The organism is Pedobacter psychrophilus (assembly GCF_001652725.1).
GTDB classification, from domain to species: Bacteria; Bacteroidota; Bacteroidia; order Sphingobacteriales; family Sphingobacteriaceae; genus Pseudopedobacter; species Pseudopedobacter psychrophilus.
Window position 1 is genome coordinate 862,189 of sequence record NZ_LWHJ01000011.1, and the last position, 22,601, is coordinate 884,789.

General features: G+C 32.9%; 23 protein-coding genes. 6 read left to right on the forward strand and 17 right to left on the reverse strand.

Features of this window, described 5'->3' with window-relative positions; genetic code table 11:
* The first annotated feature begins 19 nt into the window (after positions 1-19).
* The 3 genes from A5893_RS04215 to A5893_RS04225 all read left to right on the forward strand — a co-directional run bounded on the left by A5893_RS04215 (position 20) and on the right by A5893_RS04225 (position 4,676).
* The gene (locus tag A5893_RS04215) at positions 20-1,882 is read left to right on the forward strand and encodes a CocE/NonD family hydrolase (RefSeq protein ID WP_068821275.1); all 1,863 of its coding nucleotides are present in this window, start codon (positions 20-22) and stop codon (positions 1,880-1,882) included.
* A gap of 372 nt (positions 1,883-2,254) precedes the next feature.
* Positions 2,255-3,907 carry a M1 family metallopeptidase gene (locus A5893_RS04220; protein WP_068821276.1) on the forward strand — a complete coding sequence of 551 codons (1,653 nt, stop codon included), beginning with the start codon at positions 2,255-2,257 and terminating at the stop codon, positions 3,905-3,907.
* Positions 3,908-3,956: 49 nt separating this feature from the next.
* Complete coding sequence (locus A5893_RS04225) at positions 3,957-4,676, forward strand: head GIN domain-containing protein (protein WP_068821277.1); 720 nt, start codon at positions 3,957-3,959, stop codon at positions 4,674-4,676.
* Between the two features lie 81 nt (positions 4,677-4,757).
* Here A5893_RS04225 and A5893_RS04230 read toward each other — a convergent pair whose 3' ends face one another.
* Complete coding sequence (locus tag A5893_RS04230) at positions 4,758-5,084, reverse strand: helix-turn-helix domain-containing protein (RefSeq protein WP_068821278.1); 327 nt, start codon at positions 5,082-5,084, stop codon at positions 4,758-4,760.
* Between the two features lies 1 nt (position 5,085).
* Positions 5,086-5,430, reverse strand: a complete 345-nt coding sequence (locus A5893_RS04235; RefSeq protein WP_068821279.1) for a type II toxin-antitoxin system RelE/ParE family toxin — start codon at positions 5,428-5,430, stop codon at positions 5,086-5,088.
* Between the two features lie 75 nt (positions 5,431-5,505).
* Here A5893_RS04235 and A5893_RS18275 point away from each other — a divergent pair, with 75 nt between their 5' ends.
* The gene (locus A5893_RS18275; RefSeq protein WP_394330779.1) at positions 5,506-5,727 is read left to right on the forward strand and encodes a GIN domain-containing protein; all 222 of its coding nucleotides are present in this window, start codon (positions 5,506-5,508) and stop codon (positions 5,725-5,727) included.
* A 70-nt stretch (positions 5,728-5,797) separates the two neighbouring features.
* On the opposite strand, the gene A5893_RS04240 is transcribed toward A5893_RS18275, so the two are convergent.
* From A5893_RS04240 to A5893_RS04280, 9 genes are all read right to left on the reverse strand, one after another.
* Positions 5,798-6,685 carry a helix-turn-helix domain-containing protein gene (locus A5893_RS04240; protein WP_068821280.1) on the reverse strand — a complete coding sequence of 296 codons (888 nt, stop codon included), beginning with the start codon at positions 6,683-6,685 and terminating at the stop codon, positions 5,798-5,800.
* A 5-nt stretch (positions 6,686-6,690) separates the two neighbouring features.
* The gene (locus tag A5893_RS04245) at positions 6,691-7,113 is read right to left on the reverse strand and encodes a nuclear transport factor 2 family protein (RefSeq protein WP_068821281.1); all 423 of its coding nucleotides are present in this window, start codon (positions 7,111-7,113) and stop codon (positions 6,691-6,693) included.
* Between the two features lie 67 nt (positions 7,114-7,180).
* Positions 7,181-7,714, reverse strand: a complete 534-nt coding sequence (locus tag A5893_RS04250; protein WP_232456793.1) for a carboxymuconolactone decarboxylase family protein — start codon at positions 7,712-7,714, stop codon at positions 7,181-7,183.
* Between the two features lie 254 nt (positions 7,715-7,968).
* Positions 7,969-8,160 carry a YqaE/Pmp3 family membrane protein gene (locus A5893_RS04255; protein WP_068821282.1) on the reverse strand — a complete coding sequence of 64 codons (192 nt, stop codon included), beginning with the start codon at positions 8,158-8,160 and terminating at the stop codon, positions 7,969-7,971.
* Positions 8,161-8,326: 166 nt separating this feature from the next.
* The gene (locus tag A5893_RS04260; protein WP_068821283.1) at positions 8,327-9,397 is read right to left on the reverse strand and encodes a type I restriction endonuclease; all 1,071 of its coding nucleotides are present in this window, start codon (positions 9,395-9,397) and stop codon (positions 8,327-8,329) included.
* Positions 9,398-9,578: 181 nt separating this feature from the next.
* Positions 9,579-10,082, reverse strand: a complete 504-nt coding sequence (locus A5893_RS04265; RefSeq protein ID WP_068821284.1) for a hypothetical protein — start codon at positions 10,080-10,082, stop codon at positions 9,579-9,581.
* Between the two features lie 176 nt (positions 10,083-10,258).
* A complete protein-coding gene (locus A5893_RS04270; protein WP_198342256.1) occupies positions 10,259-10,654 on the reverse strand; it encodes a hypothetical protein in 396 nt (131 codons plus the stop codon).
* Positions 10,655-10,778: 124 nt separating this feature from the next.
* A complete protein-coding gene (gene rpsA, locus A5893_RS04275) occupies positions 10,779-12,728 on the reverse strand; it encodes a 30S ribosomal protein S1 (RefSeq protein WP_068821286.1) in 1,950 nt (649 codons plus the stop codon).
* 663 nt (positions 12,729-13,391) lie between these two features.
* Positions 13,392-14,690 carry an NAD(P)/FAD-dependent oxidoreductase gene (locus A5893_RS04280; RefSeq protein ID WP_068821287.1) on the reverse strand — a complete coding sequence of 433 codons (1,299 nt, stop codon included), beginning with the start codon at positions 14,688-14,690 and terminating at the stop codon, positions 13,392-13,394.
* Positions 14,691-14,777: 87 nt separating this feature from the next.
* Between A5893_RS04280 and A5893_RS18280 the strand changes: the two genes are divergently transcribed.
* On the forward strand, positions 14,778-14,945 hold the full coding sequence (locus A5893_RS18280; protein ID WP_157687462.1) for a pentapeptide repeat-containing protein: 168 nt from the start codon (positions 14,778-14,780) through the stop codon (positions 14,943-14,945).
* On the opposite strand, the gene A5893_RS04285 is transcribed toward A5893_RS18280, so the two are convergent.
* The 6 genes from A5893_RS04285 to A5893_RS04310 form a co-directional block, all read right to left on the reverse strand.
* A complete protein-coding gene (locus tag A5893_RS04285; RefSeq protein WP_068821288.1) occupies positions 14,926-15,246 on the reverse strand; it encodes a 2Fe-2S iron-sulfur cluster-binding protein in 321 nt (106 codons plus the stop codon). The genes A5893_RS18280 and A5893_RS04285 overlap by 20 nt on opposite strands.
* Positions 15,247-15,254: 8 nt before the next feature.
* Complete coding sequence (locus tag A5893_RS04290) at positions 15,255-16,259, reverse strand: NAD(P)/FAD-dependent oxidoreductase (protein ID WP_068821452.1); 1,005 nt, start codon at positions 16,257-16,259, stop codon at positions 15,255-15,257.
* Positions 16,260-16,270: 11 nt separating this feature from the next.
* Entirely contained in the window at positions 16,271-16,705 is a 435-nt protein-coding gene (locus tag A5893_RS04295) for a MarR family winged helix-turn-helix transcriptional regulator (protein ID WP_068821289.1), read from the reverse strand.
* A gap of 66 nt (positions 16,706-16,771) precedes the next feature.
* Complete coding sequence (rlmF, locus tag A5893_RS04300) at positions 16,772-17,779, reverse strand: 23S rRNA (adenine(1618)-N(6))-methyltransferase RlmF (RefSeq protein WP_068821290.1); 1,008 nt, start codon at positions 17,777-17,779, stop codon at positions 16,772-16,774.
* 278 nt (positions 17,780-18,057) lie between these two features.
* Entirely contained in the window at positions 18,058-19,002 is a 945-nt protein-coding gene (locus tag A5893_RS04305) for an MlaD family protein (protein WP_068821291.1), read from the reverse strand.
* 29 nt (positions 19,003-19,031) lie between these two features.
* Positions 19,032-19,892, reverse strand: coding sequence for an N-acetylmuramoyl-L-alanine amidase family protein (locus tag A5893_RS04310; protein ID WP_068821292.1), 861 nt, complete (start codon positions 19,890-19,892; stop codon positions 19,032-19,034).
* 56 nt (positions 19,893-19,948) lie between these two features.
* Here A5893_RS04310 and A5893_RS04315 point away from each other — a divergent pair, with 56 nt between their 5' ends.
* Positions 19,949-22,600: a putative LPS assembly protein LptD gene (locus A5893_RS04315; RefSeq protein WP_232456794.1), complete on the forward strand. Its 2,652-nt coding sequence runs from the start codon at positions 19,949-19,951 to the stop codon at positions 22,598-22,600.
* Position 22,601: the final 1 nt, after the last annotated feature.

Sequence of the window (22,601 nt, forward strand, 5' to 3'; positions counted from 1 at the left end):
TTTTTTAACCCCCAAAATTATGATTAAAAGATTATTTTGTTTGATGCTTGCTTTTTTACCTTTTATGGTAAATGCTCAAACCCGATCCAACTATGTAAAAGAGAATTACAACAAGGTAGAAAAATACATCACCATGCGGGATGGGATTAAGCTTTTTGCCTCTATTTATATTCCTAAAGATGCTTCAAAAGATAAAAAATATCCGATCATGATGCAGCGTACCTGTTATAGCGTTGCACCTTACGGCGATGATAAATATAAAACCAGCGTTGGCCCATCAGAAACGATGATGAAAGAAGGTTATATTTTTGTTTACGAAGATGTACGTGGACGTTGGAAAAGTGAAGGTCAGTGGACAAACATGACTCCGGTTATTGACAATAAGAAATCTAAAAAAGATGTTGATGAAGGCTCTGATACTTATGATACGATTGATTGGTTGATTAAAAATCTTCCTGGAAACAACGGTAGAGTAGGGCAGTGGGGAATTTCTTATCCAGGTTTTTATACGGCCGTAGGTTTAACTTCTAATCACCCAGCTTTAAAAGCTTCTACGCCACAAGCACCAATTTCTGATTTTTGGTTTGATGATTTTCATCATAATGGAGCTTTTCTTCAATCCTATTTATTCACCTTTCCTCTATTTGGGATTCAAAAAACAGATACAACATCTAAAGCTTGGTATACCATGGTTGATCCAAAAACAAAGGATGGTTATCAGTTTGGTTTGGATTTAGGTCCATTGAAAAATATGGATAAGTATTATGCTGATAATTTCTTTTTTCAAGAAACCATGAACCATCCTAACTACGACGAGTTTTGGCAAAAGCGTAATTTATTGCCTCATTTAAACGATGTTAAACCTGCAGTAATGAGTGTTGGTGGTTGGTATGATGCGGAAGATTTGCGTGGACCATTAGCTATTTATAAAACGATTGAAAAAAGCAGTCCGAATGCATATAATACAATTGTTGAAGGTCCATTTGGACATGGAAGATGGAGTCGTGAAACCGGACATACCATGCATGGCGATATTTATTTTGGAGATAGCGTGGCAACTTTCTATCAAAAAAATATTGAAGCCAAATTTTTTGATCACTTTTTAAAAGGTTCGGGAGATAAAAATTCTGGTTTACCTGAGGCTTATATGTTTGATACCGGTGTTAAACAATGGAAAATGTTTGATAAATGGCCAGCAACAAATAGTGAGAAAAAAGTTTATTCACTTAATTTGAGAGGTGGTTTATCAGAAATTTCTACCATGGAATATGGCGCAAGATCATTTGAAAGTGATCCCATGAAACCAGTTCCTTATACGGATGATATTACTGCGACAACTGGATTTACACCTTTTGCTTACATGAGCGAAGACCAACGTTTTGCAGGCAGAAGACCAGATGTTTTAGTTTATCAAACTGAAGTTTTAGATCAGGATATGACCATTGGTGGAGAAATGTTGGCTAAATTAAAAGTAAGCACAACAGGAACAGATGCGGATTGGGTAGTAAAAATAATTGATGTTTATCCAGCAGATGAACCAAATAATCCTTACATGCCGAATAAAAATGTAACATTAAGTAATTATTGGCAAATGGTTCGTTCTGAAGTGATGCCAGCCAGATTTAGGGATGGTTTTGATAAATCAGTTCCAATGGTTGCCAATCAGGAAACAGAAGTTGATGTTCATTTACAGGATATTTTGCACACTTTCAAAAAAGGGCATCGTATGATGGTACAAATTCAAAGCACTTGGTTTCCTTTTATTCAAAGAAATCCACAAACATTTGTACCGAATATCTACAAAGCAGATGAAAAGGATTTCCAAAAACAAACACATAAAGTTTTTAACAATAGCAGTATAGAATTTAGTGTGATAAAATAATTTAATTTCGTCATGTCAACGACAGAAGACATAGCACAATTAGGCTTTCATCAAGCATGGCAATATTGCTGGTGAGATGTCTCGTTACCTCGACATGACGGAACGCAGAAAATTATAGTTTATCTGCAAATTATAAATACGCAGGGATAGCATTTGGCTATCCACTATTATGAAAAATAAAGTATCCCGTCATGTCGACGATAGGAGACATCACACATATAGGTAACCAATTAGCATGGCAACCTTGCTGGTGGCATGTCTCGTTACCTCGACATGACGAAGCGTAAATTAATTGGTTATAAATTTTAAATCATCAAAGATTGTAGTAATGTAGGGATAGGGCTTGACCTATCCTTTTTGTTAAATTGAAATATGAAAAACACAATCATTGCAATTATTTTTACTGTTTTGTCTATCAGCGCCTTAACAAGTTGTGCCCAACTCATGGAATCGAAAGAAAAATTTACCAAAGCAGATACATTACGTGGCAGTATTACATCGCCTTACCGCACTTGTTATGATATTAATTATTACCATTTAGATGTGAAAATAGATCCAAAAGCAAGATCTATCAGTGGGAGCAATCTTTTTAAATTTACAGCAACCACCAATTTTAAAACTTTACAATTCGATTTATTTGAGAACCTCACTATCGATAAAATCATTTACCATAATCAAGAACTAAAAGGTAAAAGAGAATTTAACGCTGTCTTTTTAACTTTCCCTAAAGAGATTTTAAAAGGGAAACAAGATAGTTTTGAGGTTTTTTATTCGGGGAAACCAACGGTTGCAAAAAGAGCACCCTGGGACGGCGGTTTTGTTTTTGCAAAACATGACAGCGATAAAGATTGGATTGCTACAGCTTGCCAGGGAGTTGGAGCAAGTATTTGGTGGCCAAACAAGGATCAACAAGCGGATGAAGTGGATAGCGCTTTAATCAGTATCAGTGTGCCGAATGAAATTATGGATGTTTCTAACGGAAGATTAGTTGGCAAAACCGATTTAAAGAACGGCTACACCAAATACGATTGGAAAGTGAGCAACCCAATTAATAATTACGACATTGCCGTAAACGCTACAAATTATGCCCATATCTCTGATGTTTATAAAGGTGTAAAAGGAGATTTAACGCTAGATTATTACGTTTTGCCAGAAAATAAAGCAAAGGCCGAAACTCAATTTACAGATGTAAAAAGAATGTTAGCAGCGTTTGAGCATTGGTTTGGACCTTATCCTTTTTATAAAGATGGTTACAAATTGGTAGAAACACCGCACTTAGGAATGGAGCACCAAAGTGCTGTTGCTTATGGAAATAAATATCAAAAAGGTTATTTAGGAAGAGATTTATCCGGAACGGGTTGGGGTTTAAAATGGGATTTTATCATTGTGCATGAAAGCGGCCACGAATGGTTTGGCAATAACATCACTTCCAAAGATATTGCCGACATGTGGATTCATGAAGGTTTTACCAATTACTCTGAAAGCTTGTTTACCGAATATTTTTACGGAAAAGAAGCGGGAGCCGATTACGTAATTGGGCTAAGAAAAAATATCTCTAATGATATTCCCATTATTGGCCCGTATGGAGTAAATAAAGAAGGTTCTGGAGATATGTATTATAAAGGCGCAAATTTGTTGCATACCGTTCGCACCATTATTAATGATGATGAAAAGTGGCGTTCTATCTTAACAGGATTAAATGAAACTTTCGGTAAGAAAACCACTACTACCAAAGAAGTGGTCAATTATATCAATCAGAGATCAGGGTTAAACCTGACTAAAATTTTTGACCAATATTTAAGATATGCTACCATCCCATCTTTACAATTTAAGCAAGTCGGGAAAAACGTAGAATATAAATGGCAGGCAGATGTAAAAGGTTTTGACATGCCGGTAAAACTAGAAGGAGAAAGCAAAATGATTTATCCTACTGAAAAATGGCAAATCTTAAAGACCCAAAAATCTATTGATGATTTAAAAGTGACCAGAGATTTTTATATCGATCAGAAAATTTTAAAGGATTGATGCAACTTTTTAAAAGTTTGTCCGTCTTTAAAAGAAACAACCTCATAACATGAAACTATATTCAATTTGCTTGATTGCAATCTTAGCACTTAATTCAACAGCATCAGAAGCCAAAACAGTTAATACCTCAAATTATCTAACTACCGATGAAGACCGGGAAGTAAAAAACTTTCATGCTGTTTCTTCTAGTGGTTCTTTCAATGTAACTGTAAAAATGGGCTCAAAAGAAAGTATTTCTTTAGAAGGCGACCAACAAGATTTAGATAGAGTAGAAACTTTAGTGCAAAACGGAGTTTTAAAAATTCGTTTAAAACGTGATGTTAATACCTGGAACGAAGGTGTTGGAAACATAAGTATTATTGTAACCGCAAAAAAATTAGATGGTTTAATTCTTTCTGGTAGCGGAAGTATAGATTTAGAAGGAAAATTAAATTCTGCAGGTGCAGATATTCAATTGAGCGGATCAGGAAAAATCACAGCAGGTTTAGACACACAAACTGTTGGTATTGCTTTAAGCGGTTCTGGAAATGTTAGTTTAAGTGGAGAAGTCGGTTCTGCAAATATATCTATCTCAGGCTCTGGCGATGTAAATGCAAAAAACTTAATTAGCGATAAAAGTCAGGTACAAATTGCTGGTTCTGGCAATGTTTATCTAAATGCAAAAGAAGAATTGAACGCTACTGTTTTAGGTTCAGGTTCTGTAAGGTATAAAGGAAACCCAAAATTGTCAGTAAGTAAAGTGGGTTCTGGAAGTGTGGAGAAGATGTAGGAATACTGTTCTGAAATAAGATAATTCAATTTTAATCGAAAAGCTAATTGATAAACAGATATTATTAATTAGCTTTTTCTTTTAAGCCAATTTTATGAATTGCTCTTCTAATTTTACATTAAAGTTTATTTCTGCTTTTAAAGCCTTAAATACTCTTAAGATGGTATCAATGGTTGCACTATTTGCACTGCTTTCTAGTTTAGAAATTTGAGATTTTTGCACTCCAACAAGCTCTCCTAATTGTTCTTGAGTTAGATTACGTTCTTGTCTTGCAGTTTTTATCATCCTTCCCAAAACATCCATTCTTAATTCATACTCATATTCTTCTCTTTCTTTAGTTCCAATCTGACCGATATATTTGTCTTTCATTTCGGTAAGTGAATAAGATTTTATTTCGCTTTTTTCCATTTTATTTATTTTTTAATTTGCTATTAAAATAGCGTTCTTTAATTTTTACAGCTCTTTCAATTTCGTTCGAAGGCATTTTATCTACTTTTTTAATTAAACCATGAGTTGCTAAAACTAAGGTTTGTTTATTATCCGTTTTATCCCAAAATGCCAGAAGCCGGATTTGAAGTCCGAGATATAATGTTCTAAATTCCCAAATATCATATGATAATTTTTTAAAAAGTTTTGGGTCATTAGTTTGCTGCGCTAAGTCTATATTATAAAATACTTTTCTAGCAATTTTAACATCTAATTCAGAGATAAATTTTTCAGCTTCTTCTAAGAATTTTGTTTGAAAATATTGCATTTATCTAAACAGCTTATGATATAAAGATACGAAAGTTTCTAAATATTGAAACTATAATATTTTTATTATTTTATAATAAGTTCCGTAAATACATATATCTCAGGTTTTGGCGATGTAAACGCAAAAAACTTAATCAGTGATAAAAGCAAAGTAAAAATTGCTGGTTCTGGCAATGTTTATTTAAATACCAAAGAAGAATTAAATGCCACAGTTTTAGGTTCTGGTTCTGTAAGGTATAAGGGAAGTCCTAAAGTGATAACTAATAAAGTAGGTTCTGGAAGTGTGGCAAAAATGTAGAATTAGTAATACAATTTTTCAATTGTGAGTAAGAATCTTATATTAAAATCAAAGTTTTCTTATTTTGTAATTAAGCTTCTGCTCTTGCAAAACCGACTGTTTCTCTGAAAAATTGAGGAGATACTTCTGCATTTGTTTTAAAAAACCTGCTAAAATAATGTTCATCATCATAGCCTAATTCGTAAGCGATTTCTTTAACCGTTTTTGATGTTAAATACAATTCCCTTTTGGCTTCTATTATGATTCGTTCTGAAATTAAGCTAGTTAAAGTTTTGTTGAAATGTGTTTTTGTTTCTTTTGCCAATGCCTTTGAGGAAATGTTTAATAACAAAGCGTAGTCATTTGCAGTATGTTTTGTTTTGAAGTGTTTTTCTATCGCAGCTTTTAAATTTTGTAAAATGAAAGGTTCTTTAAGGTTTGCAACATCTTGCTTTGCCTGCGGATTTTGATTTGTTTTAAGTCTTGATGCAGTGATAAGGAATATCTTTAAATACGATACCAATAATTCATATTGTGCCAATTGCACATTTTTCATTTCCACTTTCATTTGCTCAAACAAAGTGCAAAAACTCTCTAAATCTTTTTGCTCTAAATTTACAAAAGGGGGTTTATAAATATCATTAAACAAAACACCATTACAAGCTACTTCTTTTTGATGTTTATGAATACAAAAAAAATCTGGATGAAAATTAATAACAAATCCACTTATTCCAGTACTTGTTTCAATCATAAAAGGCTGATATGGAGTGAAACATAAAAGGGTATTTTGAGTAAAATTATACTCAGCAAAATCTACTTTTAATTTCCCTTGCCCTTTATTAATTAAAATAACGGTATAGTAGCTTAACCGTTGTAAATGGTCAAAAGAACTGTTATCCTCAAATGAATAGACCTTAAATGCTAGGTTTCCGTTAGCAGGACTTATTAAGGTGTTTACTTTCTGATATTCTGTTGACATCGCAGTTATTTTAATTTCCTATCCTTTTCATCAATAGCCAAATCATTAATACTGGCATATCTTTTTTGCATTAAACCGTTAGCATCAAACTCCCATAATTCGTTTCCGTAACTACAAAACCATTGCCCGGTTTGGTCATGCCATTCATACTCAAATCTTACTGCCATGCGGTTTTCTCTAAAACCCCATAATTCTTTTTTGAGCTTGTAATCTAATTCTTTTTCCCATTTTCGCTCAAGAAATTGCTTTACTTCTTCTCTTCCATTTATAAAATCAGTTCTATTTCTCCACTCTGTATCAATGGTGTAAGCCAAACAAACTTTTTCAGGGTCTCTTGTATTCCAAGCATCTTCTGCCATTTGTACTTTCTGTAATGCCGTTTCCATATTAAATGGTGGCAAAGGAAATTTCTTATTTTCTGAAGTCATAAATAATCGATTTAGATGTAAAAATACAAAGGTATTTGTTTACTACACCTTTGTATTTTCAGAATTTTTATATAGCAGAGGCAACCGGAAAATCAACTGGAACTTGTGTTAAGTTGTGTAAATAGTTCATTGCTGTTTTGTCGCTTATCTGCAAAATTAAATCTACCAAATTCTCTTTTGTATAACCTTGTGCAAAAAAGGTTTCAACAGTTTCGTTGTTTGCATTTCCTTTGGTTTTTGTGATGTCGGCTGCTAATTTTACTAAGGCATCTAATTTTGAATCTTCACTTATCCCTTTACGGATGTCTAATAATTGTTCATCAGTAAAACCATTCATTTTACCAATAACTAAATGAGCGCTTTGGCAATAAACACAACCATTAACCTGACTTACAATTAAGTTAACAGCTTCTTTTTCTTTGTTGGTTAAGCTTGTTTTTGCATTTTGATAAGCTAAAAATTTAGCCAAGCCATTATCAGAATAGGCAATTGTTGCATATAAATTAGGTACAAATCCTAATGCATTATTTAAATTATCAAAAATTTCTTGATTTTGTGGCGCTACTTCCTCTTTTGTTGGTACATTAAATACAGTTATCATCTTTTTGTTTTTTTAAAATTGATAGTCGTTATTGACAGTACAAAGATGGGGCACCAGCTAATCCCAAAAAATGGATAATGGTGGCAATATGGTGGACGATTTTTTTTATCGTTTCAAAATTTTCAGAATTACAAAGTTTTGATTCAAATTTCTCTCACTCTTTATTGACAATCTTACCGAAATATTTATCTTTCATTTCCGCTTATGAACAAGATTTTAATTTTCTATTTGCTGTAACAAATTAATTTATCTTATTATTTTAAAGCTTTAATTAATTCTTTATTTCTTCTATCAGCTCTTGAATTTTGTAAGGATAAAACACCCCAAACAGCTGCTGGAATCCAACCAATTAAAGTAATTTGTAATATTAAACAAATAATTGCTGTAAGGATTTTTCCTCTTAGAAGGAATGAAATAAAAGGGAAGAAAATTGCAATTAAGGTCATGAATTATTGGAATTTGATGTGAATTTTAACGGTTTGAAAGTTTGTACAGAAATGGCATTGCTTGCAAAACCATTGTGGTATAGTAGTTAAATTCAATAAATAATCGATGTACTGAAATTAACTACAATCAACGATTTTTGTATAAACTTGCGTTACCAGTAGGCATTTAGCCACCATAACTGGCTATTGTTTTTTCAAGTATTTCAGCAAAATCAAATATTTCGTCGATTGTTTGAATTTCACTTTTTGTTTCCTTTTTATTTTCATCGAATGTGCAAATATACTTTTTAACTCCGCTCAAGTAAAGACGACAAATAGGTTTTCTGTTATTGTCGTCAAGTAAAACCGCAAAATAAGATTGAGCGTCTCTATAAACAATTCGGTCGGATTTTATTTTTTTTCTAAGAATTGATTTTAAAATCATAAATCCTTCAATTTCTTCTTCGGTTGTTTCAATTTTAGAGTCTTTAGAAGTTTCACCTTCTGTAGAAATTTCAATTTTGGAAGTTTCTTTTTCGTTATCATCCTCCTTTTTAAGCGCAGATTTAAGTCTTTCTGTTATCAGGTCATTTATATATTGCTGTAAAGATTTTTTCGTTAGAAGAACAAACTGTTCCATAAGTTTCGCCGTCAGAACGCCATTGTAAATCTGCTTAGCGAAATGTCTTACAAAAGTGTCTGATGGATTTTGAAATTCTGTATTGATTAGTATTTTGAGTTCATTCATAAACTTCAGTTCATTAGCTGTGTTTTGAATATTGTCAACGTCAAAATAGGATTTATGGAATTTCTTCAGTTCTTCGATTTGATTGTCTTTGATGTCTGTTACGTCAAATTCAAAAAATGGCTTTTCATCCATTTTGTTCTGTTCGATTAGGTCAGTATAAAACCTGTAAACTATTCCATTCGATAAAAGACCGAATTTAGCTTTTGTTGTATGGAAATAACGAAATAATTGTGAATTATGTGGGTCGAGTTTTTCACTCCAATGTTTACATTCTACTAAAATGCAAGGCTTTCCGTCTTTTACAATTGCATAATCAACTTTTTCTCCTTTTTTAATACCAATGTCTGCAACAAATTCCGGAACGACTTCAAATGGATTAAATACGTCATAACCAAGAGCTTTTATAAAAGGCATTATTAGCGCATTTTTTGTTGCTTCTTCAGTCAAAATTTGATTTTTAAGTTTTTCAACTCGATCTCCGAATTGTTTAATTTCATCTTTAAAGTCCATTTTAAGTATTTGTTAAGGTTTTATTTTTTATGCTTTCGGTGAGGCTTTTGTGTAAAATGAATATATCTCCAACAAATCCATCTCCTAAATATAAAAATTTTCTTCAAACAAAACCTAAAAACAAAAAGTCTTTCAACTTACGCTGAAAGACTTTTAATATATTTAAAGAATATAATTCTAATTAATCTACCAAATTCAAAACCACGCTATCCTTAACCATAATCCCACTCATATTAACGCTATTATATTTAATCACATATTTCCCAGCTTTCGGAAAACGATACGCCTTATTTAAGTTTACTACGCTTTTTAAACTATCACCTGGATTAATACTGACATAACTATCTGCAGGAGGCGGCATCATTCTTTTGGCCATTGGCCCTTGGTATTCTGCTTCAACTCCTTCTGTAGAAATAACATCTAAATATTTACTCATTAAAGGTTCAAAAGGAGTATGCCATTTGCAAAATTGGCGGACGCTATCTGTTGTATTATAAACTACAAAATCCAGATTAACAGAATCTCCTAATTTAGCTTGTGATGGAACTCGCAATATTGCAGTTAAAGAAGTGTCTTTTTGTAAACTATCCAAATTGCCTTCATTATTTTCTGAAACCTTGCTATTGGAAGAACATGCAGCAAAAAACAAAACAGTAATTATGCTGATTATATTAAAAATTTTCATGCTGCAAACTTAATTATTTTAGTGAGGTTAAAACTCGCCTAATATTAAAATTACATGAAAATGTGTTGCCGATAGGATAGGGGTGGTCCTTTTAAAGAATAACCAAAAATTTTTATAGCTAGCAATTACCCTAAATTGATTCTTAAGGGAATACAAAATCTAATCGCTAAAACTAATTATTTATAGCTCTGAAAAAGTCCAACGGCAATTACCAAAGCTGCAACAAGGCTAACTCCTAAATAAATAGCTCCTCCAACTGCAAGATAATGACCGGTAGTTCTCCTTTTTCTGGTTTTTACAAATGCTGCTTCTCTAAATGCTTGCACATAAACAGAATCTTTTAATAAAGAAGTATCGCGAGTGGTGTTTGTATTGGGCTTAAAATAATCTGATCTAAAATTACTTCTCCCCGCTTTTCTAAAGGTGATTAAATCGGGCTTATTGAGTTTAAAAACATTAACGTCTGCTAAAGCAGCTTGCTTTAAAGAATCATTATTTGATGGTGTTTGCGAAAATGCAAACCCTGATGTTAAGAACATCAACAACATTATTGTGTAAATTTTATTAACCATAAAGCAATATACAATTTTTTTAAATTTTAATTAAATTTTTTAAAAATCGATATTGATAAGTTCTTAAAACAAAAAAGCCCTTCAGCTTTACACTGAAGGGCTTTGATTATTTAATTTAAAAAAATTAGCTTTTAGATTCTAATTTCTTTTTAGCTGCTTTTTTAGCATCGCCTTCCATTTTATCTTTCAATTGAGATAAAACATCCAAATCACCTAAAGTAGATTTCTCAACAGAATCTTTCACTTTTTTAACAGAAGCGCTAGCTGCAGAAACTTCTTTCTTTTTGGTAGCTCTTTCTTCTTGCAAAGCTTCTGCTTTTTCTTCTTCCCATATACGGGCATGAGAAACTACAATACGCTTAGCATCTTTGTTAAATTCAATGATTTTAAAATCTGCAACTTCATCAACTTTTAAAGTAGATCCGTCTTGTTTAGCAGAGTGCTTAGATGGTACAAAACCTTCAACTCCGTAAGGTAAAGCAATAATTGCTCCTTTATCAGTAACCTTAGTCACTGTTCCTTCATGGATAGAATCTACTGTGAAGATAGTTTCGAAAGTTTCCCATGGATTTTCTTCTAATTGTTTATGACCTAAGCTTAACTTACGGTTATCAACATCTAGTTCTAATACTACGGTATCTAATTCTTCACCAACTTTAGTAAACTCGTTAGGGTGATTTACCTTTTTAGACCAGGAAAGATCAGAAATATGGATTAAACCATCAATTCCTTCTTCAATCTCTACAAACACACCAAAGTTAGTCATGTTCTTAACTGTAGCTTTGTGCTTGCTTCCAATTGGATATCTTTCTGCTGCCTTTTCCCATGGATCTGGTGTTAATTGCTTAATACCTAAAGACATTTTGCGTTCGTCTCTGTCTAAAGTTAAAACGATAGCTTCAACCTCGTCGCCAGTCTTCATAAACTCTTGTGGATTACGCAAGTTTTGAGACCAAGACATTTCAGATACGTGGATTAATCCTTCTACTCCTGGAATAATTTCTAAGAAAGCTCCGTAATCTGCAACGGTTACAATCTTACCTTTAACCTTAGATCCGATAGCTAAACCAGTATCTAGAGATTCCCAAGGATGTGCAGAAAGTTGTTTTAAACCTAAAGCAATACGTTTTTTCTCATCATCAAAGTCAAGAACAACAACGTTAACTTTTTCATCTAAAGACAATACTTCTTTTGGATGCTCTATGCGGCCCCAAGAAATATCGGTAATGTGTAATAAACCGTCAACTCCACCTAAATCGATAAATACACCGAAATCAGTAATGTTTTTAACAGTTCCTTCTAATACTTGTCCTTTTTCTAATTTAGAAACGATTTCAACTTTTTGTGATTCTAAATCGTCCTCGATAAGAACTTTATGAGAAACTACAACGTTTTTAAATTCGTGGTTGATTTTTACAACCTTAAATTCCATTGTTTTACCAACGTAAACATCGTAATCTCTAATAGGCTTAATGTCAATTTGCGATCCTGGTAAGAAAGCCTCAACGCCCATAATATCAACGATTAAACCACCTTTAGTTCTGCTTTTCACAAAACCGTTAATGATCGTATCATTTTCTAAGGCTTCATTGATCATCTCCCAAGAGCGTTGTGTTTTAGCTCTTTTACGAGATAACACCAACTGGCCATTTTCATCTTCTCTTTGCTCAACAAATACATCCACGGTATCGCCTTTCTTAAGGTCGGGCATATCACGGAATTCGTTAACTGCTACTAAACCATCAGATTTAAAACCGATGTTTAATACCACGTCTTTGCTGTTAATGGTTACCACAACACCAGAGATAATTTCTCCTTTAGTTACAGAATTGAAAGTACCAGAGTACATTTCTTCCATTTTTTCACGCTCGGCTTTGCTATAATTACCAAACATTTTTACATCTGCGTCCCAATCAAAATCGTTAGGGTCTGCAATTTTTGACGACGTCTTAATATCGTCAATAGATAATGAATCAGCTTCTGACTCATATACCTCTTTTACTTTTTTCTCAGTGTCTTGAAATTCGGCCTGTTTAGACTCTAATTCCTTCTCTGCTACTTGTTTTTTTGCCATTAATTAATTTATCTCCTTTTTCCCGCTTTTGCGGACTGCAAAGGTAAGAATATATAATTTGAATAAAAAGAATTTTTTAATTCAATTTAATTGAAAATGAACAGTTTGAGAAAAATTTTTAGATTTTTAAAAATTAGTGGATGATGATTTGAAAATAGCTAAATATTATGGAAGCTTTTTGTTTGATGAAAGAGCTGTGAATTTAATTATAAGGATAATGGGAAAGATAAAAATGAATGATATTGTTGAAAAATTGAAATGTTTTTAATTGAAAATAATTTGGGCGTTTTCCGCCAGCTAACGGACGGATCGGGCTTTACACTGTATCTTTTTGTCCGCCAGCTGGCGGACAAAAAGGATGCCGTTTCAATCCCTAACGCAAAAGAAACCTATAAATCGGATCTACCATAATGTCGTCCCTCCGTTGCTACCATAATGTCGTCCCGCTGTTGCTACCATAATATCGTCCCTCTGGGACTGAATTCAAATTTTATCAATTGAATCTACCATAATGTCGTCCCTCTATTGCTACCATAATGTCGTCCCGCTGGGACTGAATCATAGAATCTGTGTAATCATTTTAAACTGTGCAATCCCAAAGACAATCTGTGAAATCATTTTAATCTGTGTAATCAAGAAAACAATCTATGCAATCACGAAAACTTATACCGGTTTAGCCTCTTCGGTCATTCTATCCCTATCAAATTTTCTGATAATTACCCTTGATCCTCTATCATAACTAAAATAATTTACTATCCAATTAATTAAGGTTACCGCTTTGTTTCTAAAACCTACCAAAAATAAAAGGTGGACAAACATCCACGTTAACCAAGCGAAGAAACCTTGGAACTTCCAAAAACTTAAATCTACTACGGCTTTATTTCTTCCAACCGTAGCCATAGAACCTTTATCATAATATTCAAAAGGATGTGGTTTCTCGTTGTTAATAATTCTTAATAAATTTTCCCCCAATTGTTTCCCTTGTTGAATCGCAGTTTGTGCAACTCCAGGATGTCCGTGTGGATAATCTTTTGTCTCCATATAAGCAATATCTCCTATGGCAAAAATATTCTCGTAACCTTCTATTAAATTATAATTAGTGGTTTTTAACCTGCCTCCTCGCACAACTTCTGCTTTGTCTAAACCCGGAATCATAGCACCTTTAACTCCTGCGCTCCAGATTACTCCTTTGGCATGTATAGTTTGTGTATCATTATAAGTTACCAAATGTCCATCATAATGGTTAACCCTAATGTTTTCCATTACGGTTACGCCCATATTCTCTAAAAATTCCTTTGCTTTTGCTGATGCTTCTTCTGAAAATGGTGATAATATCCGTTCACTACCTTCAATTAAATAAATATTCATTTTGTGAATATCTAATTCAGGGTAATCGTAAATTAAAACGTGGGTTTTCAATTCTGCCAAAGCACCTGCAGTTTCTACACCGGTTGGTCCGCCGCCTACAATCACAAAATTCATTAAGGCTTGCTTCTTTTCAGGATCTTTTTCAATTAAGGCTTCCTCAAAATTTTGTAGAATTAAAGAACGTAAGTTTAATGCTTCCGGAACAGTTTTCATGGGCATAGAAAAATGCTCAATCTCATCCTGACCAAAAAAGTTAGTTTCAGAACCTGTGGCAATTACCAAATAATCATATTCGTATTCGCCAATATCAGTGATAATTTTTTTGTTTTCAGCCTGAATTTCCTTAACATCTGCAACCCTAAAATTTAGGTTTTTTTGGGTTCTAAAAACTTTTCTCAAAGGAAAGGCAATGGAATCTGGCTCTAAACCTCCAGTGGCAACTTGGTATAACAAAGGCTGAAAAGTGTGATAATTGTGCTTATCAACCATCAAAACATCTACTTCTTTATCTTTTAAATTTTTACCTAATTGTATGCCACCAAAACCACCACCAATAATGATAACTTTAGGAAATTGCGTATGTTCTTTATTCATATCTTTTTTTATAAAAGTAGTAGGTAATAAGTAGTAAGTTATAAGTAGAAAGTATCAAGTAAAAGCATCAACTTATAACCTTCATTCATCCAATTCTTCAATTACTCAAAATTTAATCATTCAACCTTCAATCATTCAACCTTCAATCATTCAAAATTCAATCATTCAAAATTCAATCATTCAAAATTCAATCATTCAAAATTCATTCAGTCAACCTTCAATCATTCAAAACTAACTACAAAAGGTCTCCTCTAATCTTAATCTTAATTCCTTCTAATTGTTCGTTAACACGCAATTGACATGCCAGCCTGCTATCACTTCCAGCATCAGGTAAAGTGTCTAACATATCCAATTCTTGGTCTTGTGGTTCAGGTAAATTATCTAATCCCTCTAAAACCTGTACATGGCAGGTTGCACAAAGCGCCATGCCTCCACAAGTAGCCAGAATATTATAGTCGGAAGCTTTTAGCACCTCCATTAAATTTAGATTAATCCCTTCAGGAATTTCAATTTCTTGTTCGGTATCGTCTCTGTCTACTACTGTTAATTTGATCATGATTTTGATTAAAAACTATTTACGCCGTAAACAGTGGTATATTTAAATGATAATTTTTGATCTGGATAAACAAATTTGAAAGCACTTTGTGCCATTAAAGCTCCTTCATGGAAACCACTTAAAATCAATTTCAGTTTTCCGGGATAAGTGTTGATATCGCCTATAGCAAAAATACCTTCTACATTTGTAGAATAATCTTCCGTATTTACCATAATTTGAGATTTTTCAATGTTTAATCCCCAATCTGCAATTGGGCCTAATTTTGGACTTAACCCAAATAGAGGAATTAGATAATCTGCTTCCAAATTACTTTCTACTTTGTTTTTATCTAACAATGTAATTTCAGTTAAATGTCCATTTCCATTGATTTTAGTTAAATGAGAAGATAAAATCAGATTAACTTTACCCATTTCTGCTAATTTGAAAACCTTTTCAGCAGAATCTGGCGCACCTCTAAAAGTATCGCCTCGGTGTACCAAAGTAATTTCTTTTGCGATGTTAGCTAAAAAAATAGTCCAGTCTAATGCAGAATCCCCGCCACCAGCCAAAACAATTTTTTTATCACGATAAACTTCCGGGTCTTTCACCATATAGTTTACGCCTTTTCCTTCAAATAAACTCAAGTTTTCAATATCCGGTTTTCGAGGCTCAAAACAACCTAATCCGCCAGCAATTACAACTGCTTTACAATGAATCTCAGAATGATCACTTGTGGTTACTTTGAAAGTTCCATTTTCATCTTTATCTAATTTTTCCACTCTCTCGCCCAAAGTAAAACCAGGTTCGAAAGGTTTTATTTGAGCCATTAAATTCTCTACTAACTCTTGCGCTTTAATCTCTGGAAAACCAGGAATATCATAAATTGGCTTATGCGGATAAATTTCTGAAAGCTGTCCGCCAACTTGTGGTAAAACATCTATTAAATGGCAACGCATTTTTAGTAAGCCAGCCTCAAAAACGGCAAATAAGCCAACCGGACCAGCTCCAATAATGCATAAGTCTGTATGTATAATAGTTTGATTGTTCATGATAATGTTTGATATATGTTATTCAAAATTCTTTTTAAATCGTTATAATCTTTTTCGCTGAGATTTTCCCAGGCTTTAGTTCTAATCTCAGAAACAATTGGACTCCATTCCTCAAATTTCTGAATGCCGTGAGTTGTTAAATGAATGATAAAACTTCTACGATCGTTTGCCGAAGCTCTTCTTTCTACTAAATCTTTTTTAACCAATAAATCTAAAATCCGGGTTAATGTAGGATGGTCTTTTCCAGTCAATTCTGCCAGCTGACTTTGGTTTTGATCATTGTTTTGACTCAAAGTTTTTATGATAAGCCATTGATCTACGGTTATATCAAAATTTGCTGCTTTAAAACGATTTTGGGCATATTGCTTAATCTTTCTATTGGTACGATCTAAGAGAAAAGAATAAGCACTAAATTTTTCCGTTGTTTCCATAATAATTAGTGCAACAAATATATGTATAAAAATTAATCCTATCAAATTGATAGGATTAATTTAAAACTAAATTTCTTCTTTAATAATCTCTGGTTTTTCTTGCTGTGGTAAAGTACTCATCCAGGCTTCTTGCTTTTCTTTGTTTTGGAAAGTCCAGGCCAAAATTCTGCTTACTTTATTGCCTTGGCCCATTGGTAAAATTTTAATATCAAAAGCTTCTGCATAATCTAATTGTTTGTATGCGGCATCTAAATGAGCAACATTAGAGATTAAAGTAGTAAACCATAAACAACAATTTGCGTAAGTTTTACTTTGCTCTATCATGGTATTTACAAATTTACCTTCACCACCATAGCAGTAAACTTCTTTACTTTGGCCACCAAAATTTGCAGTTACTTCCTCTACTTTTTCTTTACCTAAATTACTCACCTTTTTAATGGCTTTGGCTTGTGCCTCATGCATAGAAGAGTAAAAAGGCGGATTACAGATGGTAACATGAAAACGTTCTGTCAATTCCATCACTCCATTGAAAATATTTTTGTTGTTTATTTGATGTCTGAATTTAATTTTTCCATCTAATTGTGGGTTGGCAGCCACTATTTTATTGGCTGAATCAATTGCTGTTTGATCAATATCAACACCAACAAAATTCCATCCATATTCGCTATTTCCTATTAAAGGATAAACGCAATTTGCGCCTACGCCCACATCAAAACATTTAATCTGTTTCCCTTTTGGGATGATGCCTTTATTACTGGTAGCTAATAAATCTGATATATTATGGATATAATCTGCTCTCCCTGGTATTGGCGGAACAAGATAACCTTGTGGAATCCCCCAATTTTTAACATTATAAAAATGCAACAATAGTGCTTTGTTTAATGCTTTTACTGCTTCAGGATCTGCAAAATCTAATGTTTCAATTTCATATTCATTAATAAAAATAAAAGGTTTTAAATCTGGATTGGAGATAGCTAATTCTTGTAGGTTATATCTTCCCTGATGTTTATTTCGAGGATGTAGTTTTGCCTTTATCTTTTGCTTTACGTTTCTCTTCTTATTTTTTATTGGCATGAAATGAATATTTTAAAAGTCGCAATTTATGGATTTTAAAAGTATTTTGGATTATTTAATAATATTGCAACAGATCTTTATCTGATACAATGGCACTAAATGTAAGAGATATTATGAGTTGCGTTAACGATTGAAACGGCATCCTTTTTTTCCTTTTCAGGAAAAAAGATATAGTGGAAAGCGTGTATAAACGCCCAAATATTTAATTTAAGTCAATTAATTTTAAATAAAAAAGCTTGTCCATTTCAATGAACAAGCTTTAAATATTAAAATTTATATTAATCTTTTCTTCCGCCGAAAACCGAGAAGCTTACGTAGCGTTTTGGGTTTGCTTTAACATCTAGCATTAACTCATCTAAATCTTTGGCAGACTTATTTAAGTTATTATATAATTTATCATCGTTTAATAATAAAGCTATAGAACCAGTTCCTTGATTAACTTTATTAACAGCAGCTTGTAATTCTGTTACAGCTTTGTTTGCATTATCAATAGTTGCTTTAATATTTGTGGATGCCATTTGGCTAGAAAACGAGTTAAAATTGCCCACCATCTCGTTAATTTTTTGATTATTATTTTTCAAATTATTAGAGATGGATTCAGCGTTTGCTAATATCACATCAATTCTTTTTGCTTGAATTCCTACTGCACCATCAACAGTTTTAGATGTTGATTCTAAAGTTTGCAAAGTGTTGGCTATGCTAGCAAAACTCTTGTTGATGTTTCTTTGAAAATCAGGATTCAAAATCATATTTACTGAAGAAAGTACAGAATCCATTTTAGAAACTATTTGTTGAGCTTTCTTCTGAACTGGCTCAACTTGTTCCATTAAATTAGCTTGTACATTGGCATTTAATGTGTCGCCATCAATAGCATATTGTAAGCTATTTCCTAAATCAAATACTACAGCTTTACTACCTAACAAATCTGTACTTTCTAATCTGGCAATTGTGTTTTTTGGAACTTCGTACTGAGGTTTTATTTTAAATTGAGCTAAAATTTGTCCATTTTCTAAAAGGGTAAGAGCAGAAACTCTTCCTATTTGATAACCGTTTACCAATACTGGTTTAGAGACAGCCAAACCATCTACTTTATCATATTTAGCGTAAAACTCGTTTTCGCTTACAAAAATATCATTGCCCTTTAAAAAATTGTAGCCAATAATTAAAATGGCAATCGTAATTGCGGCTAGAATGCCGACTTTGGTTTCGTTAGAAATTTTCAAAATATTTCACTTAAGTTATACAAGCTTGATTAAGATTCTACCTGTTTTTTATAATTAATTATAGCGGTGACGATGTTAGTTACGATTTCCTCTTGTCCAGCATCAGAATTCATAAAAACTTCTTCAGTTGGATTGCTTATGAAACCAATCTCTGTTAAAATAGCGGGCATTCCAGCTCTAGCCAATACGGCTAAACTTTTTTCTTGAACACCTCTATTAACCCTACCGCTTTTAACGTATTCATCTTGCATTAATGATGCCAATTTTATGCTCTGATCCCTGAAGGCATTTTTCATTAAAGAAAAGATTATATAGCTCTCAGGATCATTAGGATCAAATCCTTGATAATTATCTTTATAATCTTTTTCTAGTAATACAGAGGCGTTTTCACGTACTGCCGCATCTTGCTCATCAAGTCTACCAAATCCTGATACAAAACTTTCGGTACCTTTTGGTCTTGGGTCAGGAATGCTCTTATAATATGCTTTTCCTTTAACAACGTAACGCTGTCTTATATTTGGCATTGAATTACAATGAATAGAAATAAAAAGGTCTGCTTTCTCTTTGTTAGCGATGTTTATACGTTCATATAATTTTACAAATACATCAGTTTTACGAGTATAAACCACCCTTACGCCAGGTATTCTGTTTTCTATCGCACTTCCTAATTTAAGTGCAACAGCTAAGGCTACATCTTTTTCTTTTGAAATTGAGCCACGGGTTGCACCATCTTCCCCTCCATGGCCAGCATCAATCACAATAACTTTTATTTTATTAATTGTGGATAAATTTTTATTTCCATCTGCTATTTTTAAAGAACTAAAAATAACGAAACTAAAAATTGTTAATATTAAACAGCTAATAAACCTTTTTGATGTTGTAATTTTCATTAATTTTGGACGTTTTTGGATAACCTTGCTTACAAAAATATTATTCTTTATTGATTTTGAAATTTACCTATATATTTTTTACTTGTATCTTATTATTTCTAAACATTAGTGTTAAAGCTAATGGTTTTTATCAAGTAGATACTTTAAAAAGTAAATCTAGGTTAACTGCCATTACGCCTCTCAAAACCGATACCCTGAAAACGGATACTTTAAAGAAAAATTCTAACAAAGGCGAAATTACTGATATAATTAAAGCTGTAGCATCTGATTCTTCATTTTATGATGCGAAGAATAATGTAATGTATCTTTATGGAAATGCCAGGATTACTTATGGAGAAAAACAGGTTGATGCAGGATATATTAAAGTTGATTATAAAACCAACACCATTTTTGCAAGAGGGAAAACGGATTCTTTAGGGAGATTTTCTGGTCTGCCAATTTTTAAAGATCCGCAACAAGGCGCTTTAACTGCCGATTCTGTTTATTATAACTTTAAAACTTCTAAAGGTAGAATCTATCAAGTTTATTCTGAACAAGATGGAGGCTACATTACTGGTGGAAAAATTAAAAAACAAGCAAATGAGGAAGTCCATCTAAAAAATGTAATTTATTCTACCTGCGATTTACCTTCGCCACACCAGCATTTTGGTATTGTAATTACAAAAGGAATTGCTACTAAAAACCAAATTGTAACTGGACCAGCTTACATGGTAATTGAGGATGTTCCTTTACCGTTTGTAATCCCTTTTGGGTTTTTTCCGAAGCCAAATAAAAGAGCATCAGGAATTATTTTGCCGCAAATTGGCGAGGATCAAACGTTAGGTTTTTTTCTTCGTGATTTTGGTTATTACATTGGTTTAAACGATTACTGGGATATGACTTTAAAAGGTGGGATTTATTCTAAAGGTTCTTATGAAACTAATGTAGCCAGTAGATATACCAAGCGTTATAAATATAGTGGTAATATATTTCTATCATATTCCTCCCGTAAATTTGGTGTAGAAGGAACTCCAGAATATGAAAATCCGACAAAAGATTTTAGGATACAATGGTCTCATTCTCAAAATGCGAGTGCGCACCCGGGCTCAAACTTTAGTGCATCTGTAAATGCAAGTACAAGCGGTGCTTTTAGAAATGTTCCCGGAAGCAGTTATCAGCAAATAGTTCAGAACCAAATTGGATCAAGTATTTCTTACAGTAAAACTTTTGCTAATACGCCTTTTAGCTTAAGTACAGCCTTAAATCACAGTCAAGATTTAACCTCTGGAAGGGTAAATTTAGGTTTACCAGCTTTAAACTTTAGTATGACAACTTTAAATCCTTTTGATAGTAAGGATAGGATTGGAGAACAAAAATGGTATCAAAGAATAGCAGTTGGTTACGGTTTACAGGCCAATAATCAGATAAATACAATAGATACTTTATTATTTAAGAAAGAAACTTTAAGGCAAATACAATCAGGTATTCAACATAACATTCCAATTTCATTATCATCACAAGTATTAAAATATTTTCAATTTAGCCAAAGTTTAAACTATAATGAAAGATGGTATTTTCAAACCATCAGGAAAAATTATATTGCTAGGCCCACGCCCACAGGTACCAGAGATTCATTGGCAATTGATACCATCTCAGGCTTTAGAAGAGCAGGTGATTATAATATAAGCGGAGGATTATCTACCAAGGTTTATGGGATTGTAAAATTTAAAAAAGGAAAAATAACCGCCATAAGACATGTGTTAACACCCAACGTTGGTTTTTCCTACCGTCCAGATTTTGGAGAACCGAGCTATGGATATTTTGATAGTGTTCAGATTGATCAAACCGGAAGGCGACAAGCTTATTCTGTTTTTGAGCAAGGTTTATACGGAGGACCTGGTAATGGAAAAAGTGCTGCTATTACATTTGGGGTAGATAATAATATAGAATTAAAAGTAAAATCTAGTAAAGACACGACCAATAATGGGATTAAGAAAATCCCAATTTTACAAGGTTTATCTCTAAACGGATCTTATAATTTTGTTGCCGATAGTTTAAAGCTTTCTCAATTGAGCTTTAGTGGAAGAACTTTTTTTACAGAAAAATTAGGGGTTAGTTTTTCTGGAAATCTAGATCCTTATCAAACCTTAAGGCAAAATATAAATGGACAGGAATCTGTAAGGACAATAGATAGATACCGTTGGTTGGATGGTAAATTCCCCAGGTTAACCAATTTTAATTTTTCTTTTGATTATAGCCTAAATTCTAGTACGCTGGGCAAAAATAATAAAACAAATAATCCACCAAACCCAAATAGTGATTTATTTAATAGAGTAAATGCCCAACAAGCAGAGCAATTGCAGCAAATCAGTAGAAATTCTAACGCTTTTGTAGATTTTAATGTGCCTTGGAATTTAAGTTTCTATTATAATTTTAACTACTCTAATAATGGGCTAAATACGGCTTTGGTACAAACATTAAATGCCAATGGCGATTTTAATCTGACGCCAAAATGGAAAGTACAATTTAATACGGGTTACGATTTTGCAGCAAAGGCAGTCAGCTTAACTTCATTTTCTATTTACAGGGATTTACATTGTTGGGATATGTCAATCAGGTGGATTCCTTTTGGACCTTACCAAAGTTACAGTGTAGATTTAAGGGTAAAAGCTTCCATATTACAAGATTTAAAATTGAGTAAAAGGAGAGAATATTACAATCAGTTTTAAT

What these genes read in the sequence shown, in the direction of transcription:
- A5893_RS04215 (WP_068821275.1), top strand. Translation starts at nt 20, where the DNA reads ATGATTAAAAGATTATTTTGTTTGATGCTTGCTTTTTTACCTTTTATG.
- A5893_RS04220 (WP_068821276.1), top strand. Translation starts at nt 2,255, where the DNA reads ATGAAAAACACAATCATTGCAATTATTTTTACTGTTTTGTCTATCAGC.
- A5893_RS04225 (WP_068821277.1), top strand. Translation starts at nt 3,957, where the DNA reads ATGAAACTATATTCAATTTGCTTGATTGCAATCTTAGCACTTAATTCA.
- A5893_RS04230 (WP_068821278.1), bottom strand. Translation starts at nt 5,084, where the DNA reads ATGGAAAAAAGCGAAATAAAATCTTATTCACTTACCGAAATGAAAGAC.
- A5893_RS04235 (WP_068821279.1), bottom strand. Translation starts at nt 5,430, where the DNA reads ATGCAATATTTTCAAACAAAATTCTTAGAAGAAGCTGAAAAATTTATC.
- A5893_RS04240 (WP_068821280.1), bottom strand. Translation starts at nt 6,685, where the DNA reads ATGTCAACAGAATATCAGAAAGTAAACACCTTAATAAGTCCTGCTAAC.
- A5893_RS04245 (WP_068821281.1), bottom strand. Translation starts at nt 7,113, where the DNA reads ATGACTTCAGAAAATAAGAAATTTCCTTTGCCACCATTTAATATGGAA.
- A5893_RS04250 (WP_232456793.1), bottom strand. Translation starts at nt 7,714, where the DNA reads ATGATAACTGTATTTAATGTACCAACAAAAGAGGAAGTAGCGCCACAA.
- A5893_RS04255 (WP_068821282.1), bottom strand. Translation starts at nt 8,160, where the DNA reads ATGACCTTAATTGCAATTTTCTTCCCTTTTATTTCATTCCTTCTAAGA.
- A5893_RS04260 (WP_068821283.1), bottom strand. Translation starts at nt 9,397, where the DNA reads ATGGACTTTAAAGATGAAATTAAACAATTCGGAGATCGAGTTGAAAAA.
- A5893_RS04265 (WP_068821284.1), bottom strand. Translation starts at nt 10,082, where the DNA reads ATGAAAATTTTTAATATAATCAGCATAATTACTGTTTTGTTTTTTGCT.
- A5893_RS04270 (WP_198342256.1), bottom strand. Translation starts at nt 10,654, where the DNA reads ATGGTTAATAAAATTTACACAATAATGTTGTTGATGTTCTTAACATCA.
- rpsA (WP_068821286.1), bottom strand. Translation starts at nt 12,728, where the DNA reads ATGGCAAAAAAACAAGTAGCAGAGAAGGAATTAGAGTCTAAACAGGCC.
- A5893_RS04280 (WP_068821287.1), bottom strand. Translation starts at nt 14,690, where the DNA reads ATGAATAAAGAACATACGCAATTTCCTAAAGTTATCATTATTGGTGGT.
- A5893_RS04285 (WP_068821288.1), bottom strand. Translation starts at nt 15,246, where the DNA reads ATGATCAAATTAACAGTAGTAGACAGAGACGATACCGAACAAGAAATT.
- A5893_RS04295 (WP_068821289.1), bottom strand. Translation starts at nt 16,705, where the DNA reads ATGGAAACAACGGAAAAATTTAGTGCTTATTCTTTTCTCTTAGATCGT.
- rlmF (WP_068821290.1), bottom strand. Translation starts at nt 17,779, where the DNA reads ATGCCAATAAAAAATAAGAAGAGAAACGTAAAGCAAAAGATAAAGGCA.
- A5893_RS04310 (WP_068821292.1), bottom strand. Translation starts at nt 19,892, where the DNA reads ATGAAAATTACAACATCAAAAAGGTTTATTAGCTGTTTAATATTAACA.